Raw genomic sequence first — 16665 nt, 5'->3', positions numbered from 1 at the left:
AAGGAAGTAATGCTCAATGAGCTATCAGGTTCTGGCCCGCAAATGGCGGCCGCGTACATTCCACGAGCTCGTGGGCCAGGCCCATGTTCAGCGCGCCTTGGTCAATGCACTCGACCAAGGCCGTCTTCACCATGCCTACCTATTTACGGGTACTCGCGGGGTGGGCAAGACCACCCTTGCGCGTATCCTGGCTAAATGCCTTAACTGCACCGCAAATGGCCGCGGTAATGAAGGCATTACCTCGACGCCTTGCGGTCAGTGCGACAGCTGTCGCGCGATTGATGAAGGCCGATTCGTTGACTTGATCGAGGTCGATGCTGCTTCGCGGACAAAGGTTGAAGATACCCGAGAGCTGCTTGATAACGTGCAGTATGCGCCAACGCAAGGACGCTATAAGGTGTACCTGATTGACGAGGTACACATGCTGTCGACCAGCAGTTTCAATGCGCTGCTTAAAACGCTGGAAGAGCCGCCACCCCACGTGAAGTTTCTGCTGGCCACCACAGATCCGCAAAAGCTGCCCGCCACCGTCCTATCCCGCTGTTTACAGTTCACGCTTAAGCATATGCCCCCTGAACGGGTGGTAGAGCACCTAACCTATGTGCTGGGGGAGGAAGGGGTCGAGTATGATGAGAGCGCTCTGTGGCTGTTAGGTAAGGCCGCGGAAGGTTCTATGCGCGATGCAATGAGCCTGACCGATCAAGCCATTGCCTTTGGCCAGGGTGCGATTCGCCATGCGGATGTCGCTGCCATGCTGGGTACCTTGGATCATCGCCATGTGTTGGCGCTGGTAGAAGCGCTGGCTGATGTTGATGTTCAGCGACTGCTAGCCGAGGTTGCTCAGTTATCGGAGCAGGGGCCTGATTTTGCAGCAGTATTGGATGAATTAAGTGCGGTTTTGCATCGCTTGGCCGTGGCGCAGATGGTGCCTGATGCCGTTGATAATAGTCACGGTGATCGAGCGCTTATTCAACAACTGGCGAGCCGCTTTACTGCCGAGGATATTCAACTCTATTACCAGATCGGCATTCAAGGGCGCGGCGACATGGTGCATGCACCTGATCTGCGCAGTGCGCTAGAAATGACGCTATTGCGAATGCTGGCGTTTCGCCCCCAGGGGGTGCCAAAGCCTGCTGCCACGCCGCTTCCGCTGCGCCGAGAACCTTCCAGTGACACTGTTTCCCAAACAGCGGTGTCGCATGAGCCTGTCTCTCCTGAACCTGCTGCTCAGGTAGCTGCATCTGAGGATAGCTACGCACCTGAACCAGTCTCTGCCCATGAGCCAGCGGTAAAAAAGCCTGAGCCTGCGCTGCCGAGCAATCAGGCCAAAACGCCTGACTCAGCCGCGGTGCAGGCGAGTGCTGCCCCGGGTGCAACTGACGAGTTAAGCGCGCCTGACGCTGTTTCATCAGAGCAAGCGCCACCCTGGTCGCTTGACGAGGTGGAGAGTGCCGCCATGCTTTCTTCAGAGCCAGAGCCAGAGCCAGAGCCAGAGCCAGAGCCAGAGCCAGAGCCAGAGCCAGAGCCAGAGCCAGAGCCAGAGCCAGTTTCCAGTGAGGTGCCTGCCAATGCTGCTAGCAGCCAGGTCGCTGCTGACGATCGTCTAGACCATGCTGGGTGGCTGGCATGCTTCAGTGCCCTTGGGTTAGGCGGCCTTACCCGTAATTTGGCAGCGCACTGTCAGCTTGAAAGCGATGATGGCCACACTGTGGTGCTGCGGCTTGACCCTGGGCAATCCGCTATGCAGGCCGATGTTCACAATGGTCGTATTGAGCGCGCGCTAAGTAGTTATGGGCTGCCTCGGCGAATCGAGTTTACGGTGGCTGACTTAGCGCCTGATCTTGAAACTCCCCGCCAGCAGGAAGAGCGTCAGCAGAAAGAGCGCCACTCGTTGGCTGTTGATCTATTACACCGCGACCCCAATATACAGAAGCTACAGCAGGCATTTGGGGCTACTCTCATTGAGTCAACCGTTAAACCCGCGTCTGACAAGCGTTCTTAGCCGCTGACGATTGACTCGCGATGCTTATTTTTTATTCCTTCAGGAGATAACCGCATGTTTAAAGGTGGAATGGGCAACATAATGAAGCAAGCCCAAGAGATGCAGGAAAAGATGCAGCAGATTCAAGAAGAAGCTGCTAAAGCGGAAGTCCATGGCGAAGCGGGCGCCGGTATGGTGAAAATCACCATGAACGGCCGCCACGATGTTACCAATGTCACTATTGATCCCAGCGTTCTTGAAGAAGACAAAGAGCTGCTGGAAGATTTGCTCGCCGCTGCCGTGAATGATGCTGTTCGAAAAGTGGAAGCAAACTCCAAAGCGAAAATGGAAGAAGCGACGGCAGGCTTGAACTTGCCGCCCGGCTTTAAGATGCCGTTCTAAACATGCGCTTCTCCCCGCTTGTTGAGCAACTGATGGACGCTTTTCGCGTGTTGCCGGGCGTTGGGCCAAAAACGGCCCAACGCATGGCCATGCACCTGTTAGAACGCGAGCGCCCAGGAGGGCAGCGGTTGGCAGCGGTAATTCAGCAGGCCATTGAAGAGGTCGGTTATTGTCAGCGCTGCCGTACGTTGACCGAAGCAGATATCTGCGCGCTGTGCGAAAGCCCCCGTCGTGATGATGCGCTGCTGTGTGTAGTCGAGTCGCCTGCTGATCAGCTTGCTATTGAAGAGGCGGGTGGCTTTCAAGGGCGTTACTTTGTATTGCATGGTCACCTTTCTCCGCTGGACGGCGTCGGCCCAGATGCCATTGGATTGGATCTATTGGAAAGCCGCGTCGCAGAAGGCAACATTCGCGAAGTAGTGCTTGCCACCAATCCCACCGTAGAAGGCGAAGCGACAGCGCACTTCATTGCCGCCCAACTTGCTCACTACGGTGTCTCTTTTTCGCGACTCGCCTATGGTGTTCCTATGGGAGGGGAGCTTGAGTATGTAGACGGTGGTACGCTAAGCCGCGCCTTTAATGGTCGCCAGCCTTTCGCTAGCGATTGACCTTATAAAAAAACGCAAGCGCTTTTGCGATTGTGCCAACCCGGAAGTTTGCTTTGTCCTCTTTAGCCCCCTCGTTGTATCAATGGATTGATAGTGCCGACGCCTTAGATGCTGCATGCGAGCAAGTTGCCGGTGCCAGTGTGATTGCCTTAGATACTGAATTTTTCCGTGAAAACACGTTTTTTCCGGTGCCAGCGCTTATTCAGTTCACCACCGGTGACATGGCGTATTTAGTGGACCCGTTGAGCACGCCTTGCACCGCTGCTTTTCGTGATTTGTTGCAGAAGAATAGTGCCATCAAATTACTGCATGCCTGTAGCGAAGACCTCGAGGTGTTCCAGCACTGGGCCGGCGTATTGCCAGCACCGCTTATCGATACGCAAGTCGCTCAGGCTTTTTTGGGAGAAACTCCCGGCATGGGCTATCAAAAATTGGTAGAGCACTGGATGGGGGAAACGCTGCCTAAAGAGGAGACGCGTTCCAACTGGTTAGAGCGCCCCTTAACGCCCTCCCAGTGCGAATATGCGGCGTTAGATGTTATCTATTTGCTGAAGGTTTGGGGGCTTCAAGCGGAGAAGCTTGAACAACTGGGGCGGCGCGAATGGCTTGACGATGAGTGTGCCAGTCTTATCGAGCAGGCAGGTCGCAGCGTAGAGAGCGATGGCCAATGGTATACGCGCCAGCGGCAGTTGTGGCGCCTTGATCCTCGCCAGCTTGAAGCCTACCGCTTAATGACCATCTGGCGGGAAGGCGAAACCCGCCGTCGGGATTTGCCGCGTAATTGGTTGGTTAGCGATAAGTTGTTGTTCGCGGTGGCTGAAAAAATGCCTAAAAATCGTTATGAGCTAGCAGAAATTGAAGGGGTTAAGCCGCCCCTGGTTAAAAAAGAAGGCGATACGCTGCTGTCGCTGGTGAAACAGGCTCAGCATTGCCCCGAAGGTGATTTACCGGCGCGCTGGCCAGACCCGATGCATCCTGTGTTTAAGCGGCGCTTTAAAGCACTTAAAAAAGTAGTGACGGAGAAGGCTGCTGAGCTACAAATAGCGCCCGAGATGTTGCTGCGGCGGCGAGATATTGAGGCGCTTGTGATGCAGCGGCTTGCTAACCAGCCATTAACCACTCCTGGCGGCTGGCGTGATGCCTATTTAACTCAAGAAATTCATCAGGCGCTTGAGGAGTTGTCGTAATGAGCGAGAAACTGCTTTGTGAGATTTTAAAAAGCTCACGCAAAGACGAGATGTATCTCTACATAGACAAACAGAAAGGGTTGTCATCCGTGCCCGACGCATTGATGGATACCTTCGGTAAGCCAGTGCCGGTGCTGACAATGATACTGACTGCCGATAAAAAGCTGGCTCGAGTGAACGCTGCTGATGTGATGGATGCAATCCAAGAGCAAGGCTTTTACCTGCAAATGCCGCCTGCGAAAGAAGCCTATTTGCTGGATGTTCACCGCGCTCAGGCGGCTAACCGCGAATGAGCGTTATGAGCTTCTTACCATGAACGTTCTGCCATGAGCGTTTTGCCATGAACTTTCTTGCCCATGCTTGGCTTGCTCATCCTGGTAGTGATGAGTTTCTGTACGGAAATCTGATTGCTGACGGCGTGAAGGGGCAAGACTTAACGGCTTGGTCGCCAGATGTTGCTAGCGGCATACGTCATCATCGCCGCGTGGATGCCTGGATTGATCGGCACCCAAACGTTTTAGAAGCAAAGCGGCGCGCGCCACACGCTCAGCGGCGTTATGTCGGTATCGCGTTAGATATCGTGTGGGATCATTTTCTTGCTCGTCAGCAGGCGGGAGAGCAGCAGCACCAGTTAATCGAGCGCTGCTATCAGTTGTTACAGGCTTGGCCTGCGCCGCAACGGTTGTCTACCATGATGCCGTTGATGATTAAGCATGACTGGCTGCACCGTTACGCTGATTTTGACTTTACCTGCCGTGCAGTAGCAGGCATTGGTCAGCGGCTATCGGGGCCGAACCGCTTAGCAGAGTTAGTGCCTTGGCTTTACGAAGACTATCCATGCTTAGCGGCCGACTTCGCAGTGTTATGGCAAGAGTGTCGTGCCACACTAACCAGCAGCGGTGGTGCTGCGGAGAGTGGGAGTTATTCAGACATGTTGAAAGTAAAGGGAATCAATGATGGTGGCGGCCATGCGTGAGCGCTTCTGGGAAAGATACTCGCTAGAAGAGTTAACGCCCCAAGAGTGGGAGGCGTTATGCGATGGCTGCGGCCAGTGTTGCTTGTTGAAGCTCCACGACGATGAAACGCAAGAATTAGCGGTGCTTAACGTTGCCTGTCGGTTGCTGGATATTCACAGTTGCCAGTGCAGTGACTATGAAAATCGCTTCGATAGCGTACCCGACTGTACACAACTGACGCCTGAGCTCGTCAAAGAGTTTACCTGGCTGCCGCACACATGTGGCTATCGGCGTGTTGCTGAAGGGCGCAAGCTAGCAGGATGGCATCCGCTGCTGAGTAACGATGCTGAGCGCGTTCACCGGAAGGGCGTCAGCGTAAGAAGCTTTGCGGTTTCCCAAGATGACGTGCCCGAGCGCCTTTTGGAAGAGCATATTATCGCTGTATTGCCGATGTCTTAAACCTAACAGTCGCCCTCCCTGGCATGCTCACTAACCGCTGGCTAACGGTAATAACGTTAGCTGGCGGTTTTGCTTTTTGTACTATCCCAAATGGTTAAAAACGCTTCTTTAAACGGTGAGGGCTGTGGCTTCGCTGTGGCTTCTCGCGTCGCCGCTTGATCGGTTGGCGCTGTTGTCTTTGGCGGGGTATCCCAAATTGTTGGAAACTGTTCCTGATAGCTCATGGTCTGCTCCTGATTTTGTGAACTAGGCGTTTGTCTATAAAACTTATAGGTAGTATGACGTAAAAAACACTTTATGGAAAACATTTCCATAAAGTGTTTTTTCACAAAAAAAGCAGCGCCTGGGCGCTGCTTGAATGTTATTTTCGAGCTGTCGGCTATTTCTTGATAAGCAACTATTGCGCTTGCTTTGCCGCGTCCATAGGGGCTAGCCCGAGTGCCCACAGGATAAATGCGTCTTGGCGAGCCGTATCTCGCCAAGCTTTGAACCTGCCGGATGCGCCGCCGTGGCCGCTGGTCATGTCGGTGTGAAGCAGTACAGGAGCATTGCCTTGCTGTGCCTCGGTAACGCGGGCATAAAATTTGGCAGGCTCCCAGTAACTAACACGAGTATCAAACCAGTTGCCCTCTATCCATAGCGCTGGGTAGTGCTGGGCGCGTATGTTGTCGATAGGTGAGTAGCCAGCGATACGCTCGGCGACTTCTGGGTCTTCAGGATTGCCCCACTCACTATATTCGGCGGTGGTAAGCGGTAACTCTGGGTTCTGCATGGTACGGAGCACATCCAGAAACGGCACCTCCAATACCGCTGCGCAAAATGCCTCAGGTTTACGATTGACGCAGGTGCCGACTAGCAAACCGCCTGCGCTTGCCCCGCAAGCCACGATCCGTTCTGGCTGGCTAAGCCCCTCGTTTACTAGCGCCTCTCGGGCAGCTAAGAAGTCGTTAAAGCTATTCTCTTTATGAGCCATTTTGCCATTTAGATACCATGGCTCGCCTCGCTCACCGCCGCCGCGTACGTGGGCGACTGCAAATGCTGCGCCACGCTCCAGTAGTTCGAGCCGAGCAATTGAGAACCAGGGGTCAAGCGCTTCACCATAGGCGCCGTAACCATACAGCAGCGTGGGCAGTGGTTGGCCGGCTAAGTCAGCGCGCATGACAATGGATACTGGCACGCGTTCGCCGTCAGCGCTGGTTGCCCATATGCGCTGGCTGACTAGTTGATCAGGCAGCAGTTGGCCGTAAACGGGGACTTGCTTTAGCAACGTACGTTCACCGCTATCCAGGTTTAGCGCGTACCAGCTGGGAGGGCGAGTGAACGACTCTTCGCGTAGATGTACGGTATTTGCATCGAAGTGTGGCGAATCTTCTAGCAGCTGCGAGCAGGGCGTTTCAGGTAGTTCGATATGCTTATCTAGTGTGAGGTTGTGATCTTTATCTAGCACTAAGCGGCGTAACATAACCTGGGCATCGCGATGGCTTCGCTCGGCGATGATTAGCCCCCATTCAAACGCATCGATCCCTTCTAGGGTAGTGTCTTCACGGTGAGCTATCAGCGACTTCCACTCGGGAGCAGGGTTGCTTTGTTGATCAGCGCGTGTGAAGTCGAGCTGAAAATGCGGGCCTGCGAGATTTTGTAAGCGATAAAACGTACCAGGGCGATGATCAATGCTCACTTCAACCCCTGCCTGGCGGGCATGTAGGCACATCGGGGAAGCATGGGGCTGATCTGCCGGCACGGCATGGATTTCTGTTGTATCTTTCGAACCGCTTTCAATCAAAAGCCATGCTTTCGAGCGCGTTTTGCCAATCCCAATCCAGAACTCCGGATCGTTCTCACGCATTACTAAGGTTGGTTCAGCAAGGCGCTCTGGCGTTGAAAACGGTATCCATACACGCCAGATGGAGTCCGGGCGCTGAGTGTCATCAAAGCGTGTAAATAGCAGCGTTGCGCCGTTGGTTGTCTCATCCTCTGCCCAGCATACGCTAGCGCCAATATCGCTTAGTAGTTGCTGAGGTTTGCCGTTGGGGAGTGCTTTTAACCACAGTGTGAAGCGCTCGTCGCCCTGGGTATCTTCCGTCCAGGCGAGCCACTGTTCATTCGGGGACAGTGCCATGTCGCCCATGTCATAAAAAGGCTGATCGGCGGCACGTTCACGTACGTCAAGAAAGCACTCGTCAGCACCGGGTTGGCTGTTAGGGTGGCGCCACCAGCAAGGGTAATCATCCTCGGCGGCGGTATTGCTCCAGAACGTAAAGTGGTCAAGCGCTGTCTTAAGGCTGGTTATTGCCAATTCACGACGCGCTAAGTGGTTTTGATAAAGTGTTTCAGCAAGCGGCCGTAAAGGAGCAAACCATTCATCATGCTGATGGTTGGCGGCTTCTAAAAAAAGCGATACGTCAGGCGCATCACGCTCTTCTAACCAGTGCCATTCTGGAGAATTAGCGCGATAATAATGTGTGACAGGCGAGCCTTCGTGCTTATCAGGCTGTGCTTTCATAAATTGATAGGTACCATAACGGGAAATCAACGTCGGGTGTCTCCACCCACATGAGGGGTATTATGCTGTTTGAAGACTCAATGTCACTGCTGTGGTTAAGTTATTACGTTCTTTCACTGATCGTGCTGGTCGCTGTCTACTTTGCGCTAGCATTTTTGCCTCGCCTACCGCGTTTGGTGATTACTTGGTGTGTGGCGGGAGCGATGTGGATGCCTGCAGGATATCAGTTACCGTTGATAGAAGAGGGTGAGTTCTATACCGGCTGGGCACCGGCTGCCATGGTGTCTGCGGTTGCTTTTCTTGAGCATAGCACCAGTGCACTACGTGGTGGTTTACTGTGGTTGATTTTAGGCATTGCCTTAGGCGCATGTGTTGGCATTGCCCTGTGGTGGTGGCGTAGGCCAGAACCTTATGATGATGTGTCTCAGCATCAGTCCCAGGAAGAAGATCCTCAGCCAACCCGACGCCGGGAACCAGTGATTAACTAATGCGAGTACAAGGCGCGATGATGGAGCTAGCCGATGTGTGAGTTACTAGGCATGAGCGCCAATGTTCCTACCGATATTTGTTTCAGCTTTTCCGGATTTTTACACCGCGGTGGGGGCACTGGGCCTCACCGCGATGGGTGGGGCATCGCATTTTACGAGGAGGGCGGTTACCGTGAATTTCGTGATCCTCACCCCTCGGTTAATTCCCCGATAGCCCGCTTAATCTGTGAATATCCTATCAAGTCCAATGTAGTGATTAGCCACATTCGCCAAGCAAATGTAGGCGGCGTAAGGCTGGCAAATACGCACCCATTTACCCGTGAAATGTGGGGGCGGCCCTGGTGCTACGCCCATAATGGCCAATTGAGCGATTGGCAAAAGTTGCCATTAGGTGCGTACACCCCGGTAGGTAATACAGACAGTGAACACGCTTTCTGCTGGTTAATGGGCGAACTGCGTCGTTGTTTTCCCGCGCCGCCTGCGTCTCCTGAATCATTGTGGGAGCATCTGCACGGACTCTGCGAAGAGTTGCGCGGACTAGGCGTTTTTAACCTACTGTTATCTGATGGCATTTACTTATACAGCTACTGCTCGACCAAGTTGGCTCATATTACTCGCCGTGCACCCTTTGGTGAGGCGGAGCTGTCCGATGCAGAGTTAACGGTTAACTTTATCGAGCATACGACGCCTAACGATATTGTCTCTGTGATTGCCACCGAACCACTTACCCAAAATGAAGCGTGGCAGCGAATGGTTCCTGGTGAATTATTGGTATGGCGCGAGGGAGAGATCAAAGCGAGTTACGGTCATAGCAAATAGGGTGGCGACACAGCGTGAGCGACAGCAACAGGGCAGTGCTTTAAGCTAAAGTTGAAACGCCAGTTTCAATCGATCGTTTTACAGCGTGCTGCCTGTCGTATATGGTTGGCTCTTTTAGGCTTGCTAGTTAGTCACGCACAATAACAAGGTCGGTCAAATATCGACACGGATAGCGGAGATTGCCCATGAGCGAACACGCCAATGCCCACGTACTACGTGGCCCAGCGCTTGAAGGCTTGGATCAGTACAACTCAGTCACGGATGTCTTTCATTCAGCGGTTAAACGTTTTGCCAACAAGCCGGCATTTAGCTGCATGGGTAAAACCCTAACGTTTGCCGATCTTGATCGCCTGTCTGCCAATTTTGCAGCTTGGTTGCAGCATGAAACCGACTTAGTTCCTGGAGACCGGATCGCCATTCAGTTGCCTAACGTGCTGCAGTTTCCTGTGGCGGTGTTTGGTGCACTAAGAGCGGGGCTCGTGGTCGTTAATACCAACCCGCTTTACACCGAGCGGGAGATGGCGCACCAGTTCAAAGACTCAAATGCCAAAGCCATTGTGATTTTGGCCAATATGGCGGATAAGCTTGAGAAAGCTCTGGATAAAACGGATATCCAACACGTCTTGGTTACCCAGCTTGCCGATCTGCACGATGTGCCGAAGCGTTGGCTAATTAACGCCGTTGTTAAGCACGTTAAAAAGATGGTGCCTGCCTACTCGCTACCCACCGCTGTTGGCTTCCGCGATGCACTGAAAAAAGGCGCGTCGTTACATCATACCGAGGTGCAACGCACCATGGATGATGTGGCTGCACTGCAATACACCGGTGGCACCACCGGTATGCCTAAAGGCGCGATGCTGACCCACCGGAACCTAGTGGCCAATATGCTCCAGGCGCGTGCCGCTATCGGTGAACACTTGACCGATGGCGAAGAGCTGGTAATTGCGCCACTGCCGGTCTATCACATCTATACGTTTACCGTTAACTGTTTATTCCTGATGGAAACAGGCAACCACTCGCTATTGATTACTAATCCTCGTGACTTACCTAGCTTTGTCAAAGAGCTTAAAGGCTTGCCGTTTACCGGGTTTATTGGTCTGAACACACTGTTTAATGCGCTGTGTAACCGAGATGACTTTAAGCAGCTCGATTTTTCCAAGCTGAAACTGACCATTTCCGGCGGTATGGCACTGACTAAAGCGGCGGCTCAGCGTTGGGAAGAGACAACGGGGTGCCCGATTGCAGAGGGCTATGGGCTAACGGAAACATCGCCCATTGTTAGCTTTAACCCCACAAACGCTATACAGCTGGGCACCATTGGTAAACCAGTGGCTGGTACCTCAGTGAAGGTAATTGATGCTGACGGCAATGATGTTGCAATGGGGGAGCCTGGTGAGCTTTGCGTGCAAGGGCCTCAGGTAATGAAAGGCTACTGGCAGCGCGATGATGAAACCCGCAATTCTATTGATGAAAACGGCTGGTTCCATACGGGCGATATTGCTGTTTTGCAAGATGATGGCTACATCAAGATCGTTGATCGTAAAAAAGATATGATTTTAGTATCTGGCTTTAATGTCTACCCAAATGAAATAGAAGATGTAGTGGCTGCGCATCCAGATGTGTTGGAGTCTGCAGCAGTGGGTGTGCCAGATGAAGGTGCTGGAGAAGCGATCAAGCTATTCGTTGTTTCCAAAAACAGTGAGTTAGACGCTGAGACGCTGCGCAAGTGGTGCAAAAAAGAGCTAACTGGCTACAAAGTTCCGAAGTACGTAGAGTTCCGTGATGAGCTTCCCAAAACCAACGTTGGTAAGGTGCTGCGTCGACAGCTCCGCGATCAGGAAACAAGCAACGCTTAAGCGCTTAATGAGTTCACTAATAGGTGGCTGTTAGGCGTCCTGTTATCGAAGGCGTTACAATAGTCGGCCCACTCATGCAGTGGGCCGATTTTATTCTGAGATGGAAACCGAGCCTAACGTGACCACCGACACGCAAACTTCCCATGCTGACGCCCAGAACGCTTATCCACTCACCGCATTAGATGAGGAGATAAGGCACGTTATGCTGCGTGATGCACAGCAGCTAGCGCGTCGTGTGGCAGGCCTTAAGCGGCGTCAACGAGACAGAAAACCGATCGACCACGGTGTCCAACAGGTTCAGCGCGACCTTGAAAAAGCTAAGCGGCTGCTTGCTAACCGTGAAGCACTGAAGGTGGCGCTGGATTATCCTGCCGAGTTGCCTGTAGTAGAACGACGAGAGGATATCCTAAACGCTATCCGCGACCATCAGGTAGTAGTCGTGGCGGGGGAGACAGGGTCGGGTAAAACCACTCAGCTGCCTAAAATTTGTCTAGAGCTTGGCCGTGGGCGTAAAGGGGTGATTGGGCATACCCAGCCACGTCGACTGGCAGCGCGTAGCGTTGCCGGGCGGTTAGCGGAAGAAATGAGCGTGCCGCTGGGTGAGCAGGTGGGCTACCAAGTGCGCTTCAATGATCAAAGTTCCCCGAATACGCTCGTAAAGCTGATGACGGACGGTATCCTGCTGGCAGAAACCCAGCACGATTCTTTGCTGCTGCGTTACGACACGCTGATTATTGATGAGGCGCACGAGCGCAGTCTTAACATCGACTTTTTGCTGGGGTATTTAAAGCGCCTGCTGCCGAAACGTCCTGATCTAAAAGTCATTATTACCTCAGCCACCATTGATGTAGATCGTTTTGCCGCCCATTTCGGCAGTGCCAACGCGCCTGCGCCGGTGGTTGAAGTCTCTGGCCGCACTTTCCCCGTCGATCTGCATTACCGCCCGCTGGCGCGTAGCGAAGAGGATGAGGATGACCGGACACTGCAAGAAGGCATTTTGCACGCAGTGCGCGAAATCGAAACCATCGAGCGTGAGAAGGGCTGGCTGCATGGTCCGCGCGACGTGCTGGTGTTTTTACCCGGGGAGCGTGAGATTCGTGAGACAGCCGATACGTTGCGACGGGCTGACTTAACCGGCACTGAAATATTGCCACTCTATGCTCGGCTTTCCAACGAAGAGCAAAATCGTGTCTTCGCTTCCCACAAAGGGCGGCGAATTGTGCTGGCTACTAACGTTGCTGAAACCTCGCTCACGGTACCGGGAATTCGCTACGTTATTGATCCTGGCTTGGTGCGTATCAGCCGCTACAGCTATCGGGCGAAAATACAGCGGCTACCGATTGAGCCGATTAGCCAAGCTAGCGCCAATCAGCGTAAAGGCCGCTGTGGCCGTGTTGCGGAAGGGGTATGTATTCGTCTTTATGATGAAGAGGATTTCCTATCGCGGCCAGCGTTTACCGACCCAGAAATTCAGCGTACCAATTTAGCGTCAGTTATCCTTTCCATGCTGGCGCTGAAGCTTGGCAGTATTGAAGCTTTTCCCTTTGTCGACCCGCCCGATAGCCGATTCGTAAAAGATGGCTTTCGTTTGCTGTTTGAGCTGGGAGCGGTAGACGACCAGCAGCGCCTGACCCCGCTGGGCCGCAAGCTCGCTAAGCTACCCATCGACCCACGCCTAGCGCGCATGGTGCTGGCAGGTGCCGAACGAGGCAGCCTGCGGGATGTGTTGGTTGTGGTATCGGCTTTGGCGATACAAGACCCTAGAGATCGGCCTGCTGACAAACGCCAAGCGGCGGATCAAGCGCACCAGCGCTGGCATGATCCCGATTCTGATTTCGTTGCGTTGTTAAACTTATGGCATGGCATCGAAAATGCCCGCGAGGCTCTCTCAGGCAACCAACTACGTCGCTGGTGCCGCGAGCACTATATTAACTATCTGCGCATGCGCGAATGGCATGACACGTTCCGTCAATTGCGTCAGCTGCTGCGCGATATGGACATTGACGTGCCCGCACCGCTGCCCAGAGATGAAGACGAAAGCGAAGAGCAGGCCAAGCAAGCACGTCGTAAAACGTCAGGAAAACTGCACCAAGCACTGTTGTCTGGGCTGCTTTCTAACCTGGGAACACTGCTGGAAAATCGTGAATATCTCGGTGCGCGTAATCGTAAGTTTATGATTCACCCCGGTTCAGGGCTGGCGAAAAAAACGCCGAAGTGGGTAATGGCGTTTGAGCTGATTGAAACCACTAAACTATTTGCCCGTACAGTGGCGAAAATAGACCCCCAGTGGATTGAGCCTCAAGCGCAGCACTTGATAAAAAGCAGCTATAGCGAGCCGCACTGGGAAATGAAACGTGCCCAGGTAGTTGCGTTCGAGCAAGTAACCCTGTTTGGTCTGCCTATCGTTGCCCGTCGCCGCGTGCATTATGGCCCTATTGCTCCCCAAGAGTCCCGTGAGCTGTTTATTCGTCGTGCGCTAGTGGAAGGCGAATTTCAGACTAAGGGTGAGTTTTTTGCCCATAACCGAGCGCTGATTGAAGAAGTCGAGGCACTTGAGGATCGTGCACGTCGGCGCGATATTCTGGTCGATGAAGAGGCGTTGTTTGCTTTTTATGATGAACGACTCCCTCACGATATCGTTAATGGCAAAGGGTTTGAGCATTGGCGCAAGCAGGTGGAGCGTGAGTCTCCTGACTTATTAAAATTCGATATTGAGGCACTTAAAGCGCGGGATGCCAACGACGTTACTCAGGCGCAGTACCCTGATCACCTAACGTTGGCAGGGGTTGCCTATCCGGTTAGCTATCACTTCGATCCTGATGCAGAAGATGATGGCGTTACGTTGACCGTACCTGCCGCTATGCTGCCTCAGTTGCCCGTGCATGCCCTTGAGTGGTTAGTACCGGGGTTGCTGCGCGAAAAGTGTATTGCGCTACTTAAATCCCTGCCGAAAAGCATTCGTCGTCAAGTGGTCCCCATTCCCGACTGGGTCGATGCGGCACTGGAAATGCTTGTGCCTGATCAGCGCCCACTGACCGAGGCGCTTGGCGAGTTTATTCGGCGGCGAACGGGTACGCGGGTACATCCTGATGACTGGCGGCTTGACCTGCTAGCACCACATTTAATTATGAACGTGCGTGTTGTTGATCACGCTGGTAAAACGCTGGGCCAGGGGCGTGACGTACGTGCCCTGGAAAGGCGCTTTGAAGAAGCCGCCAGTAGGGGAGCCCAGGCATTAGCAGAACAGGCTAATCAGGCCCCGGCGCTTGAAAGTCTGCCTAGTGAGCCGCTCCCTGAATCTCGGGTGACGACCCAGGCGGGGATCCGTGTCGAAGCTTACCCGGCACTGGTGGCAGAAGATTCACGCTTCAAAGTGGCACTTTTCGACCATCCCGCCAAGGCAGCGGCAGCGCATCAAATGGGTGTGGCCCGTTTGGCGATCTCACAACAGCCGGGTCAGGTGAAAGCTATTAAGCGTTTGCCTGGCGTGGAAAAATGCGCATTGTTGTTTGCGAAGGTAGGAAACAAAAATGAGTTGGTTGATGATCTTTTGCTGGCGGTGTTTACTCAAGTAGTGGCTACGCATCCTCTGCCACGTTCGGAGCAAGCCCTTAAGCAGCGCTTGCAAACTTCTGAAGAAAGCTTGTTAGCGCATGCCCAAACACTGTTAACGCATGTTGAGGCGGCGCTTAAGGGGCACTTGGCAGTAACCAAAATTTTAAAAGGGAAGCTCAATTTTGCATTGGCGCTTGTTTACAGCGATGTCAGCGCGCAGATGAAGCGATTGGTTTACCCCGGTTTTATTCGCGATGCAGGTGAGTGGTTAACGGAGTATCCTCGTTATACAGAGGCTGCATTAATCCGGCTGGAAAAAGCCGCGCGCGAGCGAGGGCGCGACCAAATGCTGATGCACGATGTCCAAGCATTAGAAACGCGTTTCGACGCGCGCCGAAAAAGCGAACGCAGGGGCGACGCAGAAGACCCAGAGTTGGTGGCATTTGGTTGGTGGATTCAGGAGCTCCGAGTGTCTCTGTTTGCCCAGCAGTTGGGTACTAAAATGCCCGTTTCTGTGAAGCGCCTAGAAAAGCGTTGGGAAGAGCTTATTAGCGTTTAACGCTTGTCGTAATACGATAATAGGCTTACGTAGTTAAGCCAATGCACCAAGATGACAACATCGATTGACAGCCAGCGACTCTCAGTAAGCCGCTAAAAGGAGAAAGGCATGACACATGTGGTGATTACCGGTACAGGACTTTACACGCCGGAACACGCCATTGATAACGCGTCGTTGGTGAAAGCATTTAACGCGTGGGTAGACAGCCAAAATGCTCGGCATGCTGATGCAATCTCACGTGGTGAACGAGAGCCGTTGTCACACTCCAGTAGCGAGTTTATTGAAAAGGCATCTGGCATTAAAAGTCGTTATGTGTTGGATGCCTCAGGAATTCTTGACCCAGCGCGAATGCGGCCTAAACTGCCACAGCGTAGCAATGATGAACCGTCTGTTCAGTGTGATATGGCTACCCAGGCGGCACAACAGGCATTGGCAGCAGCTAACGTCGATGCCGCTGACATCGAGCTTGTCATCGTAGCGTGTTCGAACCTAGAACGTGCCTACCCAGCTGTGGCTGTCGAAGTTCAGCGGGCGTTAGGCACCAGCGGTTACGGTTTCGATATGAATGTAGCCTGTAGTTCAGCCACATTTGCGCTTGAAATAGCGGCCAATGCGATTGCATCTGGTAGCGTAAAGCGGGCTCTCATTGTAAACCCAGAGATCTGTTCGGCACATCTCAACTTTACAGATCGCGATAGCCACTTTATTTTTGGCGATGCTTGTACAGCAATGGTACTGGAAAGCAGTGATTGCGCTGTGTCTGATGAGCAGTATGAAATATTAGGTACGCGTCTAGTGACGAAGTTCTCTAATGCGATTCGTAATAACGCAGGTTTCCTTAATCGCGTTACCGACAGTGACCCGCTGGCGCTGGATAAGTTATTTGTACAAGAAGGGCGGCGGGTGTTCCGAGAAGTGTGCCCTATGGTTGCTCAACTGATTTCGAGCCATTTAGCTTCTCTAGAACTTTCTGGAAGCGATTTGAAGCGCATGTGGCTGCATCAGGCTAATCAGCACATGAATGACCTGATTGCGCGGAAAGTGCTAGGTGTGGAACCTAGTAAAGCGCAAGCGCCCATTATTCTTGATCGCTATGCTAATACCAGTTCGGCAGGATCGATAATTGCCTTTCACTTGCATCGTGAACAGTTAGAAGGTGGTGATATTGGTGTGATTTGTTCGTTTGGCGCAGGTTACAGTGCCGGTAGTGTTGTTATACGTCGTCAATAACAGGGCTTTGGGTTAATTTTTTTAGGCGTGAAATGCGACGAACTGCACGCCACACATGTTGA

Annotated in this window: 14 protein-coding genes; 12 read left to right on the top strand and 2 right to left on the bottom strand. The window is 53.0% G+C overall.

The features are described from left to right. Positions 1-16 precede the first annotated feature (16 nt). The 7 genes from dnaX to JFC11_RS17115 are packed head-to-tail and all read left to right on the top strand — an operon-like array spanning position 17 to position 5593. Positions 17-2002 carry a DNA polymerase III subunit gamma/tau gene (gene dnaX / locus JFC11_RS17145; RefSeq protein ID WP_198350142.1) on the top strand — a complete coding sequence of 662 codons (1986 nt, stop codon included), beginning with the start codon at positions 17-19 and terminating at the stop codon, positions 2000-2002. Between the two features lie 54 nt (positions 2003-2056). After that, entirely contained in the window at positions 2057-2383 is a 327-nt protein-coding gene (locus JFC11_RS17140; protein ID WP_038482905.1) for a YbaB/EbfC family nucleoid-associated protein, read from the top strand. A 2-nt stretch (positions 2384-2385) separates the two neighbouring features. Beyond that, on the top strand, positions 2386-2991 hold the full coding sequence (recR, locus tag JFC11_RS17135) for a recombination mediator RecR (RefSeq protein WP_198350141.1): 606 nt from the start codon (positions 2386-2388) through the stop codon (positions 2989-2991). A 53-nt stretch (positions 2992-3044) separates the two neighbouring features. Further along, positions 3045-4178 carry a ribonuclease D gene (rnd, locus tag JFC11_RS17130; protein WP_038482911.1) on the top strand — a complete coding sequence of 378 codons (1134 nt, stop codon included), beginning with the start codon at positions 3045-3047 and terminating at the stop codon, positions 4176-4178. Beyond that, entirely contained in the window at positions 4178-4471 is a 294-nt protein-coding gene (locus JFC11_RS17125) for a YcgL domain-containing protein (RefSeq protein ID WP_038482913.1), read from the top strand. Before rnd ends, JFC11_RS17125 begins: the two co-directional genes overlap by 1 nt. A 47-nt stretch (positions 4472-4518) precedes the next feature. Next, a complete protein-coding gene (locus JFC11_RS17120) occupies positions 4519-5154 on the top strand; it encodes an acyl carrier protein phosphodiesterase (RefSeq protein WP_231658630.1) in 636 nt (211 codons plus the stop codon). Beyond that, positions 5135-5593 carry a YcgN family cysteine cluster protein gene (locus JFC11_RS17115; protein WP_038482916.1) on the top strand — a complete coding sequence of 153 codons (459 nt, stop codon included), beginning with the start codon at positions 5135-5137 and terminating at the stop codon, positions 5591-5593. The genes JFC11_RS17120 and JFC11_RS17115 overlap by 20 nt, the downstream gene beginning before the upstream one ends. Positions 5594-5649: 56 nt before the next feature. Here the strand turns inward: JFC11_RS17115 and JFC11_RS17110 are convergent, their stop codons facing one another. Together JFC11_RS17110 and JFC11_RS17105 are read right to left on the bottom strand one after the other, a co-directional pair. Continuing rightward, positions 5650-5817: a hypothetical protein gene (locus JFC11_RS17110; RefSeq protein ID WP_167457126.1), complete on the bottom strand. Its 168-nt coding sequence runs from the start codon at positions 5815-5817 to the stop codon at positions 5650-5652. Positions 5818-5990: 173 nt separating this feature from the next. Next, positions 5991-8096 (bottom strand): S9 family peptidase, encoded by a 2106-nt coding sequence (locus JFC11_RS17105; RefSeq protein ID WP_198350140.1) that lies wholly within the window; start codon positions 8094-8096, stop codon positions 5991-5993. Between the two features lie 62 nt (positions 8097-8158). Between JFC11_RS17105 and JFC11_RS17100 the strand changes: the two genes are divergently transcribed. From JFC11_RS17100 to JFC11_RS17080, 5 genes are all read left to right on the top strand, one after another. Then, positions 8159-8584, top strand: a complete 426-nt coding sequence (locus tag JFC11_RS17100; protein ID WP_038482919.1) for a hypothetical protein — start codon at positions 8159-8161, stop codon at positions 8582-8584. A 33-nt stretch (positions 8585-8617) separates the two neighbouring features. Continuing rightward, complete coding sequence (locus JFC11_RS17095; protein WP_198350139.1) at positions 8618-9403, top strand: class II glutamine amidotransferase; 786 nt, start codon at positions 8618-8620, stop codon at positions 9401-9403. A gap of 185 nt (positions 9404-9588) precedes the next feature. After that, positions 9589-11259, top strand: a complete 1671-nt coding sequence (locus JFC11_RS17090; protein WP_198350138.1) for an AMP-binding protein — start codon at positions 9589-9591, stop codon at positions 11257-11259. Positions 11260-11359: 100 nt separating this feature from the next. Beyond that, entirely contained in the window at positions 11360-15373 is a 4014-nt protein-coding gene (gene hrpA, locus JFC11_RS17085) for an ATP-dependent RNA helicase HrpA (protein ID WP_198350137.1), read from the top strand. 108 nt (positions 15374-15481) lie between these two features. Beyond that, positions 15482-16603: a beta-ketoacyl-ACP synthase III gene (locus JFC11_RS17080; RefSeq protein ID WP_198350136.1), complete on the top strand. Its 1122-nt coding sequence runs from the start codon at positions 15482-15484 to the stop codon at positions 16601-16603. Positions 16604-16665: the final 62 nt, after the last annotated feature.

The organism is Vreelandella alkaliphila (assembly GCF_016107625.1).
In the GTDB taxonomy this organism is placed as follows: Bacteria; Pseudomonadota; Gammaproteobacteria; order Pseudomonadales; family Halomonadaceae; genus Vreelandella; species Vreelandella alkaliphila.
The sequence above is the reverse complement of the archived record's forward strand: the minus strand, read 5'-3'. Positions and strand labels throughout refer to the sequence as shown.

Bases quoted from the DNA above. Each gene is read 5' to 3' on its own strand.
- dnaX (WP_198350142.1), top strand. From the start codon at position 17: ATGAGCTATCAGGTTCTGGCCCGCAAATGGCGGCCGCGTACATTCCAC.
- JFC11_RS17100 (WP_038482919.1), top strand. From the start codon at position 8,159: ATGCTGTTTGAAGACTCAATGTCACTGCTGTGGTTAAGTTATTACGTT.
- JFC11_RS17140 (WP_038482905.1), top strand. From the start codon at position 2,057: ATGTTTAAAGGTGGAATGGGCAACATAATGAAGCAAGCCCAAGAGATG.
- JFC11_RS17080 (WP_198350136.1), top strand. From the start codon at position 15,482: ATGACACATGTGGTGATTACCGGTACAGGACTTTACACGCCGGAACAC.
- JFC11_RS17115 (WP_038482916.1), top strand. From the start codon at position 5,135: ATGGTGGCGGCCATGCGTGAGCGCTTCTGGGAAAGATACTCGCTAGAA.
- JFC11_RS17090 (WP_198350138.1), top strand. From the start codon at position 9,589: ATGAGCGAACACGCCAATGCCCACGTACTACGTGGCCCAGCGCTTGAA.
- hrpA (WP_198350137.1), top strand. From the start codon at position 11,360: ATGGAAACCGAGCCTAACGTGACCACCGACACGCAAACTTCCCATGCT.
- JFC11_RS17110 (WP_167457126.1), bottom strand. From the start codon at position 5,817: ATGAGCTATCAGGAACAGTTTCCAACAATTTGGGATACCCCGCCAAAG.
- JFC11_RS17125 (WP_038482913.1), top strand. From the start codon at position 4,178: ATGAGCGAGAAACTGCTTTGTGAGATTTTAAAAAGCTCACGCAAAGAC.
- JFC11_RS17105 (WP_198350140.1), bottom strand. From the start codon at position 8,096: ATGAAAGCACAGCCTGATAAGCACGAAGGCTCGCCTGTCACACATTAT.
- recR (WP_198350141.1), top strand. From the start codon at position 2,386: ATGCGCTTCTCCCCGCTTGTTGAGCAACTGATGGACGCTTTTCGCGTG.
- JFC11_RS17095 (WP_198350139.1), top strand. From the start codon at position 8,618: ATGTGTGAGTTACTAGGCATGAGCGCCAATGTTCCTACCGATATTTGT.
- JFC11_RS17120 (WP_231658630.1), top strand. From the start codon at position 4,519: ATGAACTTTCTTGCCCATGCTTGGCTTGCTCATCCTGGTAGTGATGAG.